The organism is Necropsobacter rosorum (genome assembly GCF_964241405.1).
GTDB lineage: Bacteria > Pseudomonadota > Gammaproteobacteria > Enterobacterales > Pasteurellaceae > Necropsobacter > Necropsobacter rosorum.
This window is the reverse complement of sequence record NZ_CAXSXF010000006.1, coordinates 16,044-34,909: the sequence shown is the minus strand read 5'-3', so window position 1 is coordinate 34,909 and position 18,866 is coordinate 16,044. Positions and strand designations below refer to the sequence as shown.

The following is an 18,866-nucleotide window of genomic DNA, read 5'->3' as shown; positions in this document are numbered from 1 at the left end:
AAAAGTGCGGTGCTTTTTGGCGGCGTTTCAACCAAACGAAACGGGAACCGACCCGCGCCGATTCCCGTTAATCTGTCATTTTAGTCTTAAATGGACTTATTTCGCCAGTTTTGCTTTATAAGTCGGATTCATCAGGTTTTCCACCGACAGAATGTCATCCAGTTCCGCCTCGGTTAACAGACCCATTTCCAGCACGACTTCGCGCACGCTGCGGCCGGTTTTGGCGCAGGTTTTGCCGACGATATCACCGTTGTGGTGGCCGATAAACGGATTCAGATAAGTCACGATACCGATGGAGTTAAACACATAGTTTTCGCACACGTCTTTGTTGACGGTAATGCCGTCGATACATTTGTCGCGCAGATTGATACAGGCGTTGGTCAAAATGCTGATACTTTCAAACATTGCCTGCCCGATCACCGGTTCCATCACGTTTAATTGCAACTGTCCCGCTTCCGCCGCGAAAGTAATGGTAGTGTCGTTGCCGATCACTTTAAAGCACACCTGATTGATCACTTCCGGAATTACCGGGTTGACTTTCGCCGGCATAATGGAAGAGCCCGCCTGCAATTCCGGCAGGTTAATTTCGTTCAGACCGGCGCGCGGCCCGGAAGACAATAAACGTAAGTCATTGCAGACTTTGGATAATTTCACCGCGGTGCGTTTCAGCGCGCCGTGTACCATTACATAAGCGCCGCAGTCGGAAGTGGCTTCGATCAGGTTGCTGGCATTTACGCACGGCAGACCGGACACTTCGGATAAACGTTTAACCACCAGTTCGGAATAGCCCTGCGGCGTATTTAATCCGGTCCCGATGGCGGTGGCGCCCAGATTCACTTCCAGCAGCAATTCGGCGGTGCGTTTCAGGTTGCGGACTTCTTCATCCAGCAGCACGGAAAACGCCTGAAATTCCTGACCGACAGTCATCGGCACCGCATCCTGCAACTGAGTGCGTCCCATTTTCAGTACATTGGCGAATTCTTTCGCTTTATTCTCAAAACTTTGTTGCAGATACAGCACTTCACTGACCAGCGTCATAATGCTGTTGTACACCGCAATGCGGAATCCGGTCGGATAGGCATCATTGGTGGACTGGCTGGCATTAACGTGATCCATCGGGTTCAGGTACTGATATTCGCCTTTTTGATGGCCTAAAATTTCCAGCGCCAAATTGGCCACCACTTCGTTGGTATTCATATTCACCGAGGTACCGGCGCCGCCCTGATACACATCGGACGGGAATTGATCCATACATCTGCCGTCCACTAAAATCGCATCGCAGGCGTTCACGATGGCTTTTGCGATTTTTTCCGGAATCGCGCCCAGCTCACCGTTGGCAAGTGCGGTGGCTTTTTTCACCATTACCATGCCACGCACAAACTCCGGAATATCGGAAATCGTCATGTTAGAAATCTTAAAATTTTCCACCGCTCTTAAGGTGTGAATTCCCCAATAAGCATCCGCCGGTACGTCGCGTTCACCCAACAAATCCACTTCTTTTCTTGTATTCATTGTGCTGTCCTCTCTTTTTCATTAAAAAAATAAATCCAGAAAACCACTTAACCCGCAACGGGTTATCGTATTAATGAGAAGTATTATAGGAAAGATAATCAAGAAAAAATGTGATCCAGATCAGTATTCACATTTTGTTCACACTCATATAACTAATTAAATTGATTAGTTTTCTTAATGGCAAACCGCATCTTGAAATCCGCCGTTATGCCCTTATAAATATTCTAATCAGTTTGAAAGGAGAATTATGATGCCGCTGCTTTTATTTGTGCTTTGTGCGTTTTTGTTGGTATATGCGGAACTGTCCGTATTTATTTGGCTCGGTACCCATCTCGGTGCCATCGGCGTGCTGTTGTTGCTCGGCCTGTCTTTTCTGTTGGGCGTCGGGATGATCAGAATACGCGGCTGGTACAGTCTGGCAGGCATGCAAAAACAGCTGAGCCGGGGTGAAATTCCTACCCGCGCGCTGGTGCGTTCAGGCATCTGGATTATTGCCGGTTTGCTGTTTATACTGCCGGGCTTTGTCAGCGACATACTGGCCGTCTTCTTGCTGACTCCGTTCGGCAGCCGCCTGCTCGAAAATGCGATGACACATAAAATCAGCCTGTTCGGGCGCGGATTCTTCGTCAAAACCGACCGCACTTTTTATACCAACCCGCGCGCGCAAAGCGATATTTTCGAGGCGGAATATGAAAAACAGGCCGACGAAGACAAAAGAATAAAATAATTTAATTTTTCTCTTGAAAGGAAAAAATTGTTCCCCATATAGTGTCTGCGTTTAATTAATTAACACTCTAAGAAGGAAATTAACATGAATATTCGTCCATTACATGATCGCGTCATCGTAAAACGTGAAGAAGTCGAAACCCTTTCCGCCGGCGGCATCGTGCTGACCGGTTCGGCGGCAACCAAATCCACCCGCGCTAAAGTGCTGGCGGTAGGCAAAGGCCGTATTCTGGAAAACGGCACCGTTCAGCCGCTGGATGTTAAAGTCGGCGATACCGTGATTTTTAACGACGGTTACGGCGTAAAAGCGGAAAAAATCGATGGCGAAGAAGTGTTAATCGTTTCTGAAAACGATATCTTGGCAATCGTCGAATAATCTTTTTAATCAGTGAATTACAGAAGGAATACATAACATGGCAGCAAAAGACGTAAAATTTGGTAATGATGCACGGGCAAAAATGTTGGCGGGCGTAAACGTATTGGCGGACGCAGTAAAAGTCACCCTGGGACCAAAAGGCCGCAACGTGATTTTAGATAAATCCTTCGGCGCACCGACCATCACCAAAGACGGGGTATCCGTTGCACGCGAAATCGAACTGGAAGATAAATTTGAAAACATGGGCGCGCAAATGGTAAAAGAAGTGGCGTCTAAAGCTAACGACGCAGCGGGCGACGGTACCACTACCGCCACCGTACTGGCGCAGGCTATCGTCAGTGAAGGGCTGAAAGCCGTAGCGGCGGGCATGAATCCGATGGATTTAAAACGCGGTATCGACAAAGCGGTTAACGCAGTCGTCGCCGAATTAAAAGCCTTGTCCAAACCGTGCGAAACCTCAAAAGAAATCGAGCAGGTCGGTACCATTTCCGCCAATGCCGACAATGTGGTCGGTCAGTTGATCGCACAGGCGATGGAAAAAGTCGGTAAAGAAGGCGTAATCACCGTGGAAGACGGCACCGGTCTGGAAGACGAACTGGATGTAGTGGAAGGGATGCAGTTCGATCGCGGTTATCTTTCCCCGTATTTCATCAATAAACCGGAAACTGCAACCGTTGAGCTGGATAATCCTTACCTCTTATTGGTGGACAAAAAAATCTCCAATATCCGTGAACTGCTGCCGGTACTGGAAGCGGTGGCGAAAGCCGGTAAACCGTTATTGATTATCGCCGAAGATGTGGAAGGCGAAGCCTTGGCGACACTGGTTGTGAACACAATGCGCGGTATCGTTAAAGTGGCGGCGGTTAAAGCGCCGGGCTTCGGTGATCGCCGTAAAGCCATGTTGCAGGATATTGCGATTCTGACCGCCGGTACCGTAATTTCCGAAGAAATCGGTATGGAACTGGAAAAAGCCACGTTAGAAGATTTGGGTCAGGCCAAACGTGTCGTGATCAATAAAGACAACACCACCATCATCGACGGTGTGGGCGAAGAAGCGCAAATCAAAGGCCGTGTGGCACAGATTCGTCAGCAAATCGAAGAATCCACTTCCGACTACGACAAAGAAAAACTGCAAGAACGCGTGGCAAAACTGGCCGGCGGTGTGGCGGTCATCAAAGTCGGTGCGGCAACCGAAGTGGAAATGAAAGAGAAAAAAGACCGCGTTGAAGACGCTCTGCACGCTACCCGTGCCGCAGTGGAAGAAGGTGTGGTTGCCGGCGGCGGCGTGGCGTTAATCCGTGCCGCAACGAAAGTGGCCGCCAGCGTGAAAGGCGATAACGAAGAACAGAACGTCGGTATCAAACTGGCTCTGCGTGCGATGGAAGCGCCGTTGCGTCAGATCGTCGCTAACGCAGGCGAAGAAGCCTCAGTAGTCGCCAGCGCGGTCAAAGCCGGTGAAGGCAACTACGGTTATAACGCCGGTACCGAACAATACGGCGATATGATCGAAATGGGTATTTTGGATCCGACTAAAGTAACCCGTTCCGCTCTGCAATTCGCGGCGTCTATCGCCGGGTTGATGATCACCACCGAAGCGATGGTGACCGAATTGCCGAAAGAAGAAAAAGCCGACTTAGGCGGCGCCGGAATGGGCGGTATGGGAGGCATGGGCGGCATGATGTAATTGCCCCCGGGCAACACCCGAATACGCCTTTAGATTAGAAGTGCGGTGGATTTTTTGAAACTTTTGAAAAATTCACCGCACTTTTTTATGCCTGTTAAATCCGGGGGATAGGAATTCTCCATAAACCCGAATATAATACGCGGACTGAATCACCCACCCAGAGGACAGTATGGATTTTGCCGTTTATCTTCAATTCTTTATCGGACTTATCGCGCTGGTTAACCCCATCGGCGTGGTTCCGATTTTTTATTCGATGACCTCGGATCTCACCAAAGCGCAACAAAACCGAACCGGCTTGGTGACCAGTTTTTCCATTGCCGCGATTTTGCTGGTCAGCTTCTATTTCGGTAATTTTATTTTGCATTCTTTCAATATTTCCATCGATTCTTTCCGTATCGCCGGCGGCACCGTCGTCGTCATGATCGCGCTGACCATGATCAACGGCAAAATCGGCGAGCATAAAATCAATAAAGAAGAAAAAAACGAAAATATTGAAGATTACAACAATATCGCGGTGGTGCCGCTGGCGATGCCGATTATGGCAGGTCCCGGCTCTATCAGTGCGACCATTGTCTTCGGCTCCACCCAGCACAGCGCCCTTGAATACCTCTATTCTTCCGTCACGATTATGTTATTCGGCTTGGGCTGTTATATGCTGTTTCGCTATTCCAAACCGGTGATTCAGAAGCTGGGCAAAACCGGCTCCAACGTTATCACCCGTATTATGGGGTTATTGCTGATGTCGCTGGGCGTGGAAATCATCACCACCGGGTTAAAAAATTTAGGCGTGTTTTAAACCTTATCTAACAGTTTCCCTTAAAGTGCGGTGATTTTTTAAAAAAATTTGCAAAACTACCGCACTTTAGTCTTATTCCGGGCAAAAATTTAAAAAAACAGATTTTCAATCCGCTCAATACGCCATCAAAATTAGATCACATTTAATAATTTCTTATTTTTCAAAAAATTTTCTAATTAAGTTTTATTTCTATAAAATCCGGCATTAAAAAAGTTTGCCTTGGAAGGATATTTTATTGCATAGTAACTACGCGCCGCTTACCGGCACAGATTCTTATAATAATGTTGCAAACCATCAATATCCAGCCAAGAAGGAAAGTTATATGTCAACAGTCGCATCCTTAGAAGCGTTTTTAGCCAAAGTCCAGCAGCGTGACCCGCATCAACCCGAATTTCTGCAAGCGGTTCGCGAAGTTTTAACCTCACTGTGGCCGTTTTTGGAAAAACATCCTCAATACCGCTCCGAAGCGTTACTCGAACGTTTAGTGGAAGCCGAACGCGTCATCCAGTTCCGTGTGGCATGGCTGGATGACAACGGTCAGGTGCAGGTAAACCGCGCGTTCCGCGTACAATACAACAGCGCGATCGGCCCGTTCAAAGGCGGCATGCGTTTCCATCCGTCGGTCAACCTGTCCATTTTAAAATTTTTAGGCTTTGAGCAAACCTTCAAAAACGCCCTGACCACCTTGCCGATGGGCGGCGGAAAAGGCGGTTCCGATTTTGATCCGAAAGGAAAATCCGATGCGGAAGTGATGCGATTCTGTCAGGCGTTAATGATCGAATTATATCGCCATGTCGGCCCGGATACCGATGTGCCGGCCGGCGATATCGGTGTCGGCGGACGCGAAGTGGGCTATCTGGCGGGGATGATGAAAAAACTCTCCAATCAGGCGGCCTGCGTGTTTACCGGACGGGGGTTATCTTTCGGCGGCAGCCTGATTCGCCCTGAAGCTACAGGCTATGGTTTGGTGTATTTCGCACAGGCCATGCTGGGCGAAAAAAATCAGTCCTTTGCTGGCAAAACCGTCGTGGTTTCCGGCTCCGGCAACGTGGCCCAATATGCCATTGAAAAAGCCCTGCAATTAGGCGCCAAAGTGGTTACCTGCTCCGACAGTGCAGGCTATGTTTACGATGAAGCCGGTTTTGATGCGCAAAAATTAGCCGCCTTAATGGAAATCAAAAATGTCAAACGCGGTCGGGTGAAAGATTATGCCGAACAGTTCGGCTTACAGTATGTTGCCGGCGAACGGCCGTGGGGCGTAAAAGCGGATATCGCCCTGCCTTGCGCGACGCAGAACGAACTGGAACTGGCTGATGCGGAAAAACTTATCGCCAACGGCGTGCAGTTAGTGGCGGAAGGTGCCAATATGCCGACCACAATCGAAGCGACCGACGCTTTCTTAGCGGCTGGCGTTTTATTCGGCCCGGGCAAAGCCGCCAACGCCGGCGGTGTGGCCACTTCCGGTCTGGAAATGGCACAAAGTTCACAGCGCTTATACTGGACCTCGGAAGAAGTGGACAAAAAATTACATCAAATCATGCTGGACATCCACGCCAACTGTAAAAAATACGGCACCGTCGAAGGTCAGTCCAACATTAACTACGTTGTCGGCGCGAACGTCGCCGGTTTCGTTAAAGTGGCGGACGCCATGCTGGCGCAGGGGGTGTATTAATCCATCGCGCCAACGGTTTTACATAAACTGATAGAAAAAGGCATAACGGAGAACATCCGTTATGCCTTTTAGCTTAACTCGAATTGATTAAAAATATTTTTCTTTTAACGCTTTTGCCACGATCAATTGCTGGTCGGTGGCTTTGGCGGTCATCGGTTCGCGGCAGTAGCCGGCATCGACACCTTCCAGTTTTAATAATTCTTTAATGGTCAAATATAACCCGTTAGCCAGAATACCTTCGATCAGATCGTTGGTTACATGCTGAACTTTCAGGGCGTCTCCCAGTTTGCCCGCTTTGGTCAGATCGAAGATCTGTCTTGCGCGAAGGCCGTTTACATTGAATGTGCTGCCGATGGCGCCGTCAACCCCTAATGCGACCGCAGGCAACATCATTTCGTCGAAGCCCGCCCAAATCAGATGGGTCGGATAGGCTTTTTTCAGGCGTTCAAGCAGGTAGAAATCACCGGCAGTAAATTTAACGCCCAAAATTTTCGGATTTTTGTATAACTCGCCGAACTGTTCGACTCCGATATTGACGCCGGTTAAGAACGGAATGGAGTAAACGATCATATTACTGCCGGTTTGCGCAATAATGGTATCGTAATAATGTTTGATTTCGGCAAAGCTGAATTTATAGTAAAACGGTGTCACCGCGGATAAACAGTCATAACCCAATTCGGTCGCATATTTTCCCAGTTCTACCGCTTCATGCAGATTTACACTGCCCACCTGCGCGATTAACGCCACGTCGTCTTTCGCTTCGTCTTTGGCTATGCGGAAAATTTCTTTCTTCTCGGCGGTGGAAAGCATAAAATTCTCGCCGGTACTGCCGCCGACATATAAACCGTCCACTTTCATTTTATCGATATTGTAACGGACAATTTGACGAACGCCTTTTTCGTTAATGGATCCGTCTTCGTTATAAGATATCAGCAAGGCACTGAAAATGCCTTTTAAATCCTTCATTGTGTTCTCCTGACAAGATAGAGTTATTTAACCCGTTGTTCCAAAATAACGTTTACCGTTTTTTGCTTCATTTCGACCGCATTTGCTTCTTCCGCCTGCACCAGCAAGGCATAAATCAAATCCAGTACAAAAAGCTGAGCGATTTTGGTGCCGATAGAATCTCCCTGCAGCCGTCCCTGACGGTGTCCGTTAATCAGCACATAATCCGCCGACTGGGTTATCGGCGAGCGCAGGTTGTGCGTCAACGCGACCGTCACCGCACCGTTCTTTCTGGCAATGTTTAATGCCTGCGTGGTTTCTTTTGAATAGCCTGAATGACTGATTCCGATCACCACATCGTCAGGATTCATCAATGCCGCCTGCATATACATAAAATGATTATTGCTGGTCGCATCCACCTGCAGGCCGATGCGCATCAGTTTATGTTTGGTATCTTCCGCCGTGATCCCGGAAGAACCGGCGCCGAAGATAAAAATCCGTTTCGCCCGTCTTAACGCCAGCACCACTTCTTCCAACTGATCGAAATCCAATAAATTAATCGTTTCGGTAATCACGTTATTAATTGAATTGTGCAGTTTCTCTGCAATACTTTTCGCATCATCGGCTTTCGTGATATCACTTTCCAGTAAGGAATTAGGCTGTTTTTCTCGGGTTGCCAATTCAATGGAAAGCTGTAATTTGAAATCGGTAAATCCTTTAAAGCCTAAAGTGCGGCAAAACCGAATGAACGTTGCCTCACCGACATCAAACTGCTGGGCTATTTCAGCCAAAGAACACTGACTTAATAAATGCGGCGAAGAGAGAATCGTCGTCGCAATTTTTTTCTCCGTTTTCGTCAGGCTATTATATAAAGCACCAATTGTGTCTAAAATATTTCCGCTCGCCGCTGCCATAATATGCCCCTTTAATTCTCAATTTATTTTTTATTGGTCAATCAACGCCACAGGAATCTTAACCACCAGTTTTTTAATGCTTACGCCGTCGCCTTCCGCGTTACAACACGGTTTATGCGGTTCATAAGGGAAAAAGACGGCAAACATTTTCGATTTCAGCAGTACGCTGCTTTTATTCGCAATGTCTGGCGTCAGCTGATAATCGTCCTGTTCATTATAATCGGTATAGGCGCAAAGATCAGGATAATTTACTCCGTATTCGATCCGTTCCGCGCCGCAAATCAATACCTGAACGTCAACGTATTGGCGGTGCAGCTCGGCTTGTTTGCTGTCCGCCGCCGCAGTGGTCGGTTCCATCACATTCATATAAATACCGTCACGAATATCATGCCGCCCGTTCTCCAGCGCCATCAGATCCAAACCGTTCAGATAATCGCAAATCTCCGCAATAATCGGCGGTAAGCCGCGTTTGAAATCCGCTCTGGTTAAATCCCCGAAAATCATCTGTATGTCCTCTTTAATCTAGAATAAATTATTGTTCAGGTTGTTTTCCATCCAGTAAGCCGCGCCGATCAATCCCGCATCGCCGCCGTATCTGGCCGCCTCAAGCGGGCACTGATAAAAACGCGGCAAATCGCTTAAATATTGTCGGACTAAAGGCAAATAGCCCGCCGCCAGACCGACGCTGCCGCCGATAACCGCTTTTTGCACATCCAGCCCGATCACCATATCCGCCACTAAATTCGCAATGGCGGCGGCGGAACGCTGTACAAGTGCGGTCGCTTTTGCATCATTTTTGCGAAACAGTTCAAATACCTGTTTCGGCGTGCACGGTGTTTCCCAACCGGAGGACACCGCCTCAATCGCACGACCGGACGCCACCGCCTCCACACAACCGCGGCGACCGCAGCCGCAGAGTGGACCGTTCGGATCCGCCAGCGTATGACCGATATGTCCGCTAATGCCGTTCGGCCCGGTGGAAAGCTGACCGTCTAAAATAATACCACCGCCGACGCCGGTAGAAACAGTAATAAATACGAAATTTTGCACCGCACTTTTATCCTGTTCGCGGTATTCCGCACACACCGCCGCCTGTACGTCATTTAACAAGCCGATGGGTTTGTCCGTATGCCGGGCAATGCTGGCCTGCAGCGGAAAATCCGCCAGTCCGCCTAAATTTTTCGGATTCAGCGCGGTTAACACGCCGTGATTAATAATCCCCGTCGATGCGACCGCCACCGCGTCGAACTGTCCCTGATAAGTTTGTATTATCTCGGCCAGCGCATGCTGTAGTCCCACAGCCGGATTTTGCTGCGGGGTGGCAATTTGGCGGCGTTGCTGAAGTTGGCCGTCCACCACCAACGCCGAAGCCAGTTTAGTGCCGCCGAGATCAAGTGCTAAACAACGCATAGGCTTACTACCTCATCGTTGAGCCGATTTCACGGCTTCAGCAAACCAGCTGACAATATGTTCCAGACGGGTCAGCGCGGAGCCTACCGTCACCACATCGGCACCGTTTTCAATTGCCGTTTTCGCCAATTGCGGCGTGTTATAACGTCCTTCCGCCATCACATAACAGCCGTGCGCTTTCAGATCTTGAACCAGCTGATAATCCGGCTCTGACGGAATTTCACCGCCGGTATAACCCGACATGGTACTGCCGACGATATCAAAACCGAGCTGATGACAATACAGACCTTCCGCTAACGTTGAGCAATCCGCCATAGCAAGACAGCCGAGCTGTTTAATTTTTTTCAGCGCGGTTGCAATATCCACCGGCCGCGGGCGATCCGTGCCGTCAACGGCAATAATATCCGCTCCCGCCGCCGCAAGGTCTTCAATATCCTGCAAAAACGGGGTAATCCGCACCGGGCTGTCGGGTAAATCGCGTTTTACAATCGCGATAATCGGCACATCCACAACCGACCGCGTGGCGATTAAATTCTCTATCCCCTCAATTCTTAATCCTGAAGCGCCGCCAATTACCGATGCCTGTGCCATCGCCGCCACAATCTCGGGTTTATCCATAGGGCCGTCATCAACCGGTTGGCAAGAAGCAATTAATCCGTAGCGAATACGGTTCAGAATGTCTTGATGTGATAGTTTTGACATATAAACTCCAATATAGAAATGACAAAAGAAGTTAATTTTCATCGTTAGCATAGTCGGATAAAAATAAAAAACAAGCGAAATAATCAAAAATTGAGATCTTGATCATAAAATCGGAGTGAAACTTCACAAAAATAAAAACAATGCAATTCTTTTCCAAAAAGAGACCGTTCCTTCCGCTCGCGGTTGATTTTATCTGCGATACCGCCAAATTAGGCTTTGCAATTCTCTTTTCAGCCATCACGTTGTGATCCGTCTCACAATAATGAAATATTACTTTATTTTTTATCAGGCAATCTGGAAATTACGCTCCACAAATGCTTTAATAAGCCCTGTTTCGACCACGCAGACTAAAATTAAGGGCACATCATGTCATCAGAAAATCCGCTTTCCGCACGGCTTCAATATATCCAGCAACGGGGTATGTTAAGCGATCAGGCGATGCTTAACCGTTACCGGCAGAAGCAAAACGAATTTGCAAAACATGCCGATATTTCTTTAATCGGCCATTCATTATTTGATATGTGGTCGGATTTACCCGGCTACCAACCCTTTCTGGCGGGTAAAAGCGTTGCCAATCTGGGCATTTCCGGTATCAGCGCCTATCAATATCTGAATTGCATTATTAAGCGCGATCTGATCGAACGACTGGGGCAAACCGTCTTTCTTTTTCTTGGGGTTAACGATATTCTGAAAGAAATGGATTACAGTCCGCAGCAGGTCAGCGACTGGATCAACGAAATTTTTACCCACCTTAAACACATTGCCCCGCACTCCGATTACTTTCTCTTGGAAGCCACGCCGGTGTTAAACCAAGCGACGATCCAAAACCATCAGGTTCGCGAACTTAACGCCGCGCTGAAAGCCCATTGTCCGCCGGGCATCGGTTTTATTGAAACCTATCGGCCGTTCAGCGACCGCCAGCAGGATTTGCAGGCGGCGCTAACCACCGACGGCGTGCATTTTACCGCCGCCGGTTATGAGCTGCTGACTCAACTGCTCACGCCTTATGTCCGCTAGCCGCTTGATTCTGCCGCCGGCCGCCTGAAAATACCGTATTGTTAAAGTGCGGTATTTTTTCTTCTCATTTTTACCGGTTTCACGGTAAACTATGAACCCTAATTGATGGAATGATGAAATATAACTTTTAATATGCGTTTACTTATTTTTATTCTTGCGGCGTTTTTACTCCTGTTCCAGTATGATTTCTGGTTCGGAAAAAACGGCTATTTCGACTATCAGGATACGGCTAAAGAAATCGCGCTGCGCCAGCAGGAAAATGAAAAATTATCTCAACGCAATCAAATTATCGCCGCCGAAATCAAAGACCTGAAAGAAGGGGTCGACGCCATTGAAGAACGCGCTCGATTGCAGCACGAAATGGTTAAACCGAGCGAAACCTTCTACCGTATAGTAAAAGATCATAAATGATGAACACGCCATTACGCCAATTTATCGCCGTGGTACCCGCCGCCGGTGTCGGCAGCCGTATGCAGGCCGGCAAACCGAAACAATATCTTGAAATACAAGGCAAAACCGTACTGGAACACACGTTAAACGCACTGTTGGCACATCCTGCAGTCAGTAAAATCATTGTCGCAGTGGCACCGGACGACCCGTACCCCGCGCAGCTGGCCTTTTTGCGCCAGCCGAAAATTCAGCTCACCGCCGGCGGTGACACGCGCGCGCAATCGGTCTTCAACGGATTATGTCAGATAGACAGTCCGCAAAATACTTGGGTTTTGGTACATGATGCCGCGCGGCCGTGTTTAAACCGGCAGGATCTGAACCGGCTACTGGAAATCGACGATGAAAACGGCGCTATTTTAGCCGTGCCGGCAGTCGATACCGTAAAACGTGCGACCGAGCAGCAACAGATTCAGCGCACCGAAGATCGCAGCCGGCTCTGGCTGGCGCAAACACCGCAGCTTTTTCGCGCGGACTTATTAAAACACGCACTACAACAGGCTTTTGTTCAGGGCTTTTCCGTCACCGATGAGGCATCGGCGATGGAACTGATGGGATTTCGACCGCACTTGGTGGCGGGACGGGGCGATAATATTAAAATCACCCGCCCGGAAGATCTGGCATTAGCCGAGTTTTATTTAAGCCGAACATTATAAACCGGGGGAACATTATGGCAGCAGAAGGTGCAAATCAACTTATCAATGTGGTGACATTACTTGCCGCCGCCGTCATTGCCGTGCCGTTATTCAAACGGCTGGGATTGGGTGCGGTGCTCGGCTATCTGGCGGCCGGTCTGGTGATCGGCCCTTTCGGTTTCGGATTATTTACCGATCCCGAAGGGATTATTCATATCGCCGAACTGGGCGTGGTCATGTTTTTATTTATTATCGGTCTGGAAATGAAACCGTCCCATATCTGGGGATTGCGTAATCACATTTTTTGTTTGGGCGCCTTTCAAATCACCGTCTGTACCGCCGCACTGACTGCCATTACCATCGCTTACGGTTTCGACTGGAAAGTCGCCTTCGTCAGCGCCGCAGGTTTCGTGTTAACCTCCACCGCCATTGTGATGCAGGAGCTTAGCGATCGCGGCGATATTGCCTCACCGCGCGGACAAAAAATCGTCTCGATTCTGTTGTTTGAAGATCTGCTGATCGTGCCGTTGCTGGCATTCGTCACCTTTCTGGCGCCCACCGACCCGGCAATGGTCAGCGATCAGCCTTTATGGCAGAAAATCGCTATCGCCGGCGTGTCGGTCGCCGTATTAGTGGCCGCCGGACTCTGGCTGCTCAATCCGCTGTTCAAAATGCTGGCGAAAACCAAAATCCGTGAGGTGATGACCGCCGCCGCATTGTTGGTCGTGCTGGGATCGGCCCTGTTAATGGAACAAGGCGGCTTATCCATGGCAATGGGCGCCTTTGTCGCCGGGGTGTTATTATCCGAATCCAGTTTCCGCCATCAGCTAGAAGCGGATATCGAACCGTTCCGCGGGCTGCTGCTCGGTCTGTTTTTCCTCGGCGTCGGCATGTCGCTCAATTTATCGGTGGTCGCCCAGAACTGGTTGTTGATCATTTCCGGCGTGCTGGCGTTTATGCTGGTCAAAGGTTTCTGTATTTATGTTATCGCGCTGCTCACCCGCAACAGTAATGCGAATGCCATCGACCGCACCGTTATTATGGCGCAGGGCGGTGAATTTGCTTTCGTGCTGTTTTCTGCCGCCGCCACACAGGGCGTAATCAGTGCGGAAGTACAGGCGAATATGACTGCCATCGTGGTGTTATCCATGGTGTTAACGCCGCTGTTTATCATTCTGCACAAAAAATACATTATCCCGCGTTTATCCAATAAATATGACCGACAGAGCGCGGATCATATTGAAGAGCAGCATCCGATCATATTAATCGGTCTGGGGCGCGCGGGACAAATCATTAATCGCCTGCTGGTCATGACCGGGCACCATCCGACGATTATCGATAAAGATGCGGCATTAATTGCCGGCATGAAGAAAATGGGGACTAAAAGTTATTACGGCGATGCCACCAGACCGGAATTACTCCATGCCGCCGGCATTGAAAATGCGGAATTACTGATTGTCGCCATTGATGATAAAACTCAGGCCACGCATATCGTGGAGACTGCGCGCAAAATGAATCCGCAGCTTAAAATCATTGCGCGTGCCTACGACAGAATCCATGTTTATGAACTCTACCGCGCCGGCGCCGATCTACAGGTGCGCGAAACTTTCGACGCCTCGGTAAGAATGGCGAAAAAAGCGCTGCGCCTGTTAGGCATGGATGAAGAAATGGCGGAAGAAATCGCCAGAACCTATTTTTACAAAGATCGCCACAGCCTGAAGCGCACCGCCGAAGTGTATGATCCGCACATTGATCGCTTTGAAAATAAACAGCTTATTCAGGCCGCTTTAGAGGTCAATCAGGAAATCATGGCGGAAATCCAGCAGATTATGCACAAAGAGCGTTGAGAGCCTGTTCTCAACGCACAACGATTATTTGGTTAGCGCCCGGCTGACGCTGAACAATGCGATCAACGCCAAAACCGCCAATAAAATAAAGGCATTCTGACTGCCGTCAATGGTGGCTTGCGCAAGTTGTTCCTGCGGAGCGGCGTTTTGTGCGCTCGCCACCAGCGTCGCCACAATCGCGGTACCGATCGCGCCGGCTAATTGCTGCAGCGTATTCAGCACCGCGTTGCCGTCCGCCGACAATTCCTTCGGCAGTTTCGATAAGCCGTAAGTTACCGTATTGCCCACCGCCAGCCCTTGTCCGACGGCATAAAACGTATAAATCAGCATAAATAACGGTGTGGTCAGATGTTGCCCCAACAAGGCGAAAGCGATTAACGCCAGCAACAATATGATCGCACCGCACAAAATCGGTTTTCGTGCGCCGAAATGATCATAAGCCATGCCGCTGAACGGTGCCATCACCGCTCCGGCTAGACAGCCCGGCAACAATAATAACCCGGCCACCGACGGGCTTTGATGAGTGCCCAGCTGAGAATAATTCGGAATAAGATAACCCAAGCCCAGCACACATAACTGAATCAGCAAAATAAACACCAGCGCATAACAAAAAGTGCGGTTATAAAATACCGATAAATTAATCAAAGGCGCGGCGGAACTCAAAGAACGCGCCACAAACAAGACCAGCGCAAGCAACGACAACGCAAACAGCCCGATCACAAAAGCCCCGCGCCAGCCGAATTCGGCGGCTTTTTCCATGGCAAAAATAAAGCAGGTAAAACTCAGCGCCAATAATAGGTAATCGCCCACATTGAGCCGAATAGGCTGCGGCTCGGCAAGCGGTTCGATGGTGGTGACGCCTAGCAGAAAAGAGAGCGACAATAACGGCAGCAAAATCAGAAAAATTTCCCGCCAGCCGTAGCTGTCCACCACAAAACCGCCGAGCACCGGCCCGATTGCCGGCGCCATCGACACAATTAATGAGGCGATCCCCATAATCAGACCGATGCGCGATTTCGGCGCCTGCGTAAGGATGATATTAAACATCAGCGGCAACGCCACGCCGGTGCCGATGCCCTGTAATAGCCGTCCGCCCAGCAAACAGGCGAAATCCGGCGAATAAGCGCATAACAATGTGCCGCCGATAAACAATATGCTGGCGCTGATAAACAAAAACTTGGTGGAAAAGCGTTTTCTCAGAAAGGTGGACAGCGGAATCGTCAACGCCAGCAGCAATAAATAACCGGTGGTAAGCCATTGCACGGTGGCGGTGCCGATCGAAAATTCCCGCATCAGGGTCGGAAAGGTCACATTCATCGCCGTTTCGCTCACCACGCCGGAGAAGGTCATTAATCCCGTTGCGATAATGGCGCATAATAATTTAGCCGAAATTTTTTCTCTCATATTTTCCTACTTATTAGTGATTAATGCCGATTACCGAACGGCGGTTTGGCAAACCAAACGATAACAAACAAGAGCATAAACAGTATGGCCGATAGCCAGAAAATCTCATTAGCGCCGATAATAAATCCTTGCGCGGTAATTTTCTGTGCCACGGCAACCGAGGTTTGCGCCTCGCTCAGCCCAAGTGCGGACATGCTGTCATAATAGGCCTGCGCATTGAAATTATACGGATTAATCACTTCGCTTAACTGGGTATGATGTACCGCTTCACGGTCATACCATAAAAAAGTAGTCAGTGAGGTACCCACCGATCCCGCCAGAGTTCGCAGAAAATTAAACAAACTGGAAGCGGAAGCCATTTTCTGCGCCGGCAGACCGGACAACGTAATCGTGGTCAGCGGCATAAAAAAACAGGCCACCGCCAGCCCCTGCACCAACTGCGGCAACGCCACGTCTTTAAATGCCATGCCGGGTTCAAAGGTCACCGCACGCCAGTAAAACGTCAGAGCGTAAACCATAAAACTGACCGTCACCAGAATCCGCATATCGATTTTATACCCGAACCGGCCGATAATCGGCGACAGCAGAATCGGAAACAGCCCGACCGGCGCAGCAGCAAGCCCGGCCCAAGTGGCCGTATAACCGTACACCTGCTGTAGCAACAGCGGGATCAGCACCACCGAGCCCAGATAAATCAAAAACGCCAGACTGGTACACAAACAACCGACGCTGAAATTACGCGATTTAAACAGGGAAATATCCACCACCGGATTCTCATCGGTAAGCTCCCAGATAATTAACGCGCTCAGCGCAATGGCGGACACCACCGTCAGCACGACGATTTCGCCGGAATTAAACCAATCCTGCTCGCGCCCCTGATCCAGCATCAGCTGCAAACAGCCGACACCGACGACCAGCAACACTAAACCGACCATATCAATCGGTTGACTGCGGGTTTGGGTTTCCCGATTGCCGAGCACTTTCCAAGTCAGGAAAACCACCAGCAAACCGATCGGCACATTAATAAAGAAAATCCAGCCCCAATGCAGATTATCGCTGATCCAGCCGCCCAGAATCGGGCCGAAAATCGGCGCGACCACCACGGTCATCGACCAGAACGCCAGCGCCATACTGCGTCGCTGCGGCGGATAATTATTCAGCAATAAACTTTGCGACAACGGAATCACCGGGCCGGCCGCCAGCCCCTGAAATACGCGGCAGACAATCAGCATTTCCAGACTGTGGGAAATGCCGCACAGCCAAGAGGCGAACACAAACAAGCCGGTTGCAATTAAAAACAACCGCACTTCACCGAAACGCTTGGCAAGCCAGCCGGTAATCGGAATAGAAACCGCATTCGCCACGCCGAACGAGGTGATCACCCAAGTACCCTGACTGGATGAAGCGCCCAAATCGCCGGCAATGGTCGGAATCGCCACATTCGCAATGGTCGAATCCAGCACTTGCATAAAGGTTGCCAGCGACAGCGCCAATGTCATCAGCACTAACGCCGCGCCCTGAACAGTTTTTTGCATCACTGTCCGGCCTTAATTGCGGTTCGCGCGAATAATATTTTCGATCAAATTTTCCACCGCACTTTGATCATATTGCAACACATCGGTGCGATAGCGAACGGTTTCATGCGGCTGTTGACGCAAGACCTCGCCGCGGGTATCGGCAATATTCACTTCCGCACTTGCCGACAAACCGATACGCAGCGGATGTTCCGCCAGTTGTTCGGGATTCAGTTCGATCCGCACCGGTACACGCTGCACCACTTTGATCCAGTTACCGGTGGCGTTTTGCGCCGGCAACAAAGAAAAGGCGCTGCCGGTTCCCATTTCGATGCCGGCGACTTTACCGTCGAATTTCACCTTATCGCCATATAAATCAAAAACCAGCGTCACCGGCTGACCGATACGCATATTCCGTAGCTGGGTTTCCTTAAAATTGGCATCCACCCACATTTGCAGCGGAGAAACCACCGCCATCAATGCGCTGCCGACGGCCGCTTTCTGCCCCACCTGCGCGCTACGGCGCGCCACATAACCGTCAATCGGGCTGACGATTTTAGTCCGTTGTAAATTCAGCCACGCCTGTTTTAATGCGCTCGCCGCTTTCTGAACTTCCGGCTGCTCGGTTAACGGCAGCGCTTTCAACAATGCCCGGTTTGCCGCCAGCTGATTTTGCGCCGCATCCAGCTCCGCCTGCGCACTCACCGCCGCATCTCTGGCATGCAGCAGGGTTTCTTTATCAATCGCACCGCTTTTATCCAGCTGTTCACGCCGGCGTAAATCGCCCTTGGCTTTGGCTAAGGCGACGGTTTTCGCCTGCACCGCGGATTCCAGCTGTTTGACGGTATAACCCAGCTGCTCGATTTGACGCACCGCACTGGCCAGATTGTTCTGCGCCTGCGTAAAGTTCAGCTTCGCATCTTCGTCATCCAGTTCCAGCAGCACATCGCCGGCGCGCACAAAATCCATATTATCCACATTGATCTGCGCGATATTGCCGCTCACCTGAGCGGAAATCATCACTTGATTGCCGCCCACATAAGCATCTTCGGTGTGTTCATAATCCTTTAGCAGGAAAAACCAATACAACCCGACGGCAAGCGCGATAAGCGCCAAAATAAGCACAAAATAGCCCAGCGCTTTTCGCCGTTTCAGCTTTTTAGACGCGGCAGTGTTGCTCGCGGCGGCGGACGCACTGCCCGTCGCATTGACCGCAGTGGCCGCATCGGTCGTATTTTCTGATTGTTCGTTCATAATATTCCTTT

18 protein-coding genes are annotated in these 18,866 nt (G+C 49.8%); 9 read left to right on the top strand and 9 right to left on the bottom strand.

What is annotated here, in order from left to right; translation table 11 throughout:
- Positions 1-96: 96 nt before the first annotated feature.
- Positions 97-1,512 carry an aspartate ammonia-lyase gene (aspA, locus tag ACESOH_RS10415; protein WP_373101060.1) on the bottom strand — a complete coding sequence of 472 codons (1,416 nt, stop codon included), beginning with the start codon at positions 1,510-1,512 and terminating at the stop codon, positions 97-99.
- Positions 1,513-1,759: 247 nt separating this feature from the next.
- Between aspA and ACESOH_RS10410 the strand changes: the two genes are divergently transcribed.
- The 5 genes from ACESOH_RS10410 to gdhA all read left to right on the top strand — a co-directional run bounded on the left by ACESOH_RS10410 (position 1,760) and on the right by gdhA (position 6,766).
- On the top strand, positions 1,760-2,239 hold the full coding sequence (locus ACESOH_RS10410; protein ID WP_373101059.1) for an FxsA family protein: 480 nt from the start codon (positions 1,760-1,762) through the stop codon (positions 2,237-2,239).
- A gap of 84 nt (positions 2,240-2,323) precedes the next feature.
- Positions 2,324-2,614 carry a co-chaperone GroES gene (locus ACESOH_RS10405; RefSeq protein ID WP_032092371.1) on the top strand — a complete coding sequence of 97 codons (291 nt, stop codon included), beginning with the start codon at positions 2,324-2,326 and terminating at the stop codon, positions 2,612-2,614.
- Positions 2,615-2,651: 37 nt separating this feature from the next.
- Positions 2,652-4,298 (top strand): chaperonin GroEL, encoded by a 1,647-nt coding sequence (gene groL / locus ACESOH_RS10400; protein ID WP_032092372.1) that lies wholly within the window; start codon positions 2,652-2,654, stop codon positions 4,296-4,298.
- 169 nt (positions 4,299-4,467) lie between these two features.
- Positions 4,468-5,094 (top strand): YchE family NAAT transporter, encoded by a 627-nt coding sequence (locus ACESOH_RS10395; RefSeq protein WP_032092373.1) that lies wholly within the window; start codon positions 4,468-4,470, stop codon positions 5,092-5,094.
- 322 nt (positions 5,095-5,416) lie between these two features.
- On the top strand, positions 5,417-6,766 hold the full coding sequence (gene gdhA, locus ACESOH_RS10390; RefSeq protein ID WP_373101058.1) for an NADP-specific glutamate dehydrogenase: 1,350 nt from the start codon (positions 5,417-5,419) through the stop codon (positions 6,764-6,766).
- Positions 6,767-6,853: 87 nt separating this feature from the next.
- Here gdhA and nanA read toward each other — a convergent pair whose 3' ends face one another.
- The 5 genes from nanA to ACESOH_RS10365 are packed head-to-tail and all read right to left on the bottom strand — an operon-like array spanning position 6,854 to position 10,737.
- Positions 6,854-7,732 (bottom strand): N-acetylneuraminate lyase, encoded by an 879-nt coding sequence (nanA, locus tag ACESOH_RS10385; protein WP_373101057.1) that lies wholly within the window; start codon positions 7,730-7,732, stop codon positions 6,854-6,856.
- A 23-nt stretch (positions 7,733-7,755) separates the two neighbouring features.
- Positions 7,756-8,625 carry a MurR/RpiR family transcriptional regulator gene (locus tag ACESOH_RS10380; protein ID WP_032092383.1) on the bottom strand — a complete coding sequence of 290 codons (870 nt, stop codon included), beginning with the start codon at positions 8,623-8,625 and terminating at the stop codon, positions 7,756-7,758.
- Between the two features lie 30 nt (positions 8,626-8,655).
- Complete coding sequence (nanQ, locus tag ACESOH_RS10375; protein WP_032092384.1) at positions 8,656-9,129, bottom strand: N-acetylneuraminate anomerase; 474 nt, start codon at positions 9,127-9,129, stop codon at positions 8,656-8,658.
- An 18-nt stretch (positions 9,130-9,147) separates the two neighbouring features.
- The gene (locus ACESOH_RS10370; protein ID WP_373101056.1) at positions 9,148-10,035 is read right to left on the bottom strand and encodes an N-acetylmannosamine kinase; all 888 of its coding nucleotides are present in this window, start codon (positions 10,033-10,035) and stop codon (positions 9,148-9,150) included.
- Positions 10,036-10,047: 12 nt separating this feature from the next.
- The gene (locus ACESOH_RS10365) at positions 10,048-10,737 is read right to left on the bottom strand and encodes an N-acetylmannosamine-6-phosphate 2-epimerase (RefSeq protein WP_032092386.1); all 690 of its coding nucleotides are present in this window, start codon (positions 10,735-10,737) and stop codon (positions 10,048-10,050) included.
- A 420-nt stretch (positions 10,738-11,157) separates the two neighbouring features.
- On the opposite strand from ACESOH_RS10365, the gene ACESOH_RS10360 reads away from it, so the two are divergent.
- From ACESOH_RS10360 to ACESOH_RS10345, 4 genes are all read left to right on the top strand, one after another.
- Positions 11,158-11,754, top strand: coding sequence for a GDSL-type esterase/lipase family protein (locus ACESOH_RS10360; RefSeq protein ID WP_373101190.1), 597 nt, complete (start codon positions 11,158-11,160; stop codon positions 11,752-11,754).
- A 132-nt stretch (positions 11,755-11,886) separates the two neighbouring features.
- The gene (gene ftsB / locus ACESOH_RS10355) at positions 11,887-12,165 is read left to right on the top strand and encodes a cell division protein FtsB (protein WP_032092388.1); all 279 of its coding nucleotides are present in this window, start codon (positions 11,887-11,889) and stop codon (positions 12,163-12,165) included.
- The gene (gene ispD / locus ACESOH_RS10350) at positions 12,165-12,857 is read left to right on the top strand and encodes a 2-C-methyl-D-erythritol 4-phosphate cytidylyltransferase (RefSeq protein ID WP_373101188.1); all 693 of its coding nucleotides are present in this window, start codon (positions 12,165-12,167) and stop codon (positions 12,855-12,857) included. The genes ftsB and ispD overlap by 1 nt, the downstream gene beginning before the upstream one ends.
- A 14-nt stretch (positions 12,858-12,871) precedes the next feature.
- Complete coding sequence (locus ACESOH_RS10345) at positions 12,872-14,683, top strand: monovalent cation:proton antiporter-2 (CPA2) family protein (RefSeq protein WP_373101055.1); 1,812 nt, start codon at positions 12,872-12,874, stop codon at positions 14,681-14,683.
- A gap of 24 nt (positions 14,684-14,707) precedes the next feature.
- Here the strand turns inward: ACESOH_RS10345 and ACESOH_RS10340 are convergent, their stop codons facing one another.
- From ACESOH_RS10340 to ACESOH_RS10330, 3 genes are read right to left on the bottom strand one after another with little or no spacing between them, the layout of a single operon-like run.
- Entirely contained in the window at positions 14,708-16,087 is a 1,380-nt protein-coding gene (locus tag ACESOH_RS10340; RefSeq protein WP_373101054.1) for a DHA2 family efflux MFS transporter permease subunit, read from the bottom strand.
- Between the two features lie 20 nt (positions 16,088-16,107).
- Positions 16,108-17,622 carry a DHA2 family efflux MFS transporter permease subunit gene (locus ACESOH_RS10335; RefSeq protein ID WP_373101053.1) on the bottom strand — a complete coding sequence of 505 codons (1,515 nt, stop codon included), beginning with the start codon at positions 17,620-17,622 and terminating at the stop codon, positions 16,108-16,110.
- A 12-nt stretch (positions 17,623-17,634) separates the two neighbouring features.
- Positions 17,635-18,855: an EmrA/EmrK family multidrug efflux transporter periplasmic adaptor subunit gene (locus tag ACESOH_RS10330; protein ID WP_373101052.1), complete on the bottom strand. Its 1,221-nt coding sequence runs from the start codon at positions 18,853-18,855 to the stop codon at positions 17,635-17,637.
- Positions 18,856-18,866: the final 11 nt, after the last annotated feature.

Bases quoted from the DNA above. Each gene is read 5' to 3' on its own strand.
- aspA (WP_373101060.1), bottom strand. From the start codon at position 1,512: ATGAATACAAGAAAAGAAGTGGATTTGTTGGGTGAACGCGACGTACCG.
- ACESOH_RS10410 (WP_373101059.1), top strand. From the start codon at position 1,760: ATGATGCCGCTGCTTTTATTTGTGCTTTGTGCGTTTTTGTTGGTATAT.
- ACESOH_RS10405 (WP_032092371.1), top strand. From the start codon at position 2,324: ATGAATATTCGTCCATTACATGATCGCGTCATCGTAAAACGTGAAGAA.
- groL (WP_032092372.1), top strand. From the start codon at position 2,652: ATGGCAGCAAAAGACGTAAAATTTGGTAATGATGCACGGGCAAAAATG.
- ACESOH_RS10395 (WP_032092373.1), top strand. From the start codon at position 4,468: ATGGATTTTGCCGTTTATCTTCAATTCTTTATCGGACTTATCGCGCTG.
- gdhA (WP_373101058.1), top strand. From the start codon at position 5,417: ATGTCAACAGTCGCATCCTTAGAAGCGTTTTTAGCCAAAGTCCAGCAG.
- nanA (WP_373101057.1), bottom strand. From the start codon at position 7,732: ATGAAGGATTTAAAAGGCATTTTCAGTGCCTTGCTGATATCTTATAAC.
- ACESOH_RS10380 (WP_032092383.1), bottom strand. From the start codon at position 8,625: ATGGCAGCGGCGAGCGGAAATATTTTAGACACAATTGGTGCTTTATAT.
- nanQ (WP_032092384.1), bottom strand. From the start codon at position 9,129: ATGATTTTCGGGGATTTAACCAGAGCGGATTTCAAACGCGGCTTACCG.
- ACESOH_RS10370 (WP_373101056.1), bottom strand. From the start codon at position 10,035: ATGCGTTGTTTAGCACTTGATCTCGGCGGCACTAAACTGGCTTCGGCG.
- ACESOH_RS10365 (WP_032092386.1), bottom strand. From the start codon at position 10,737: ATGTCAAAACTATCACATCAAGACATTCTGAACCGTATTCGCTACGGA.
- ACESOH_RS10360 (WP_373101190.1), top strand. From the start codon at position 11,158: ATGTTAAGCGATCAGGCGATGCTTAACCGTTACCGGCAGAAGCAAAAC.
- ftsB (WP_032092388.1), top strand. From the start codon at position 11,887: ATGCGTTTACTTATTTTTATTCTTGCGGCGTTTTTACTCCTGTTCCAG.
- ispD (WP_373101188.1), top strand. From the start codon at position 12,165: ATGAACACGCCATTACGCCAATTTATCGCCGTGGTACCCGCCGCCGGT.
- ACESOH_RS10345 (WP_373101055.1), top strand. From the start codon at position 12,872: ATGGCAGCAGAAGGTGCAAATCAACTTATCAATGTGGTGACATTACTT.
- ACESOH_RS10340 (WP_373101054.1), bottom strand. From the start codon at position 16,087: ATGAGAGAAAAAATTTCGGCTAAATTATTATGCGCCATTATCGCAACG.
- ACESOH_RS10335 (WP_373101053.1), bottom strand. From the start codon at position 17,622: ATGCAAAAAACTGTTCAGGGCGCGGCGTTAGTGCTGATGACATTGGCG.
- ACESOH_RS10330 (WP_373101052.1), bottom strand. From the start codon at position 18,855: ATGAACGAACAATCAGAAAATACGACCGATGCGGCCACTGCGGTCAAT.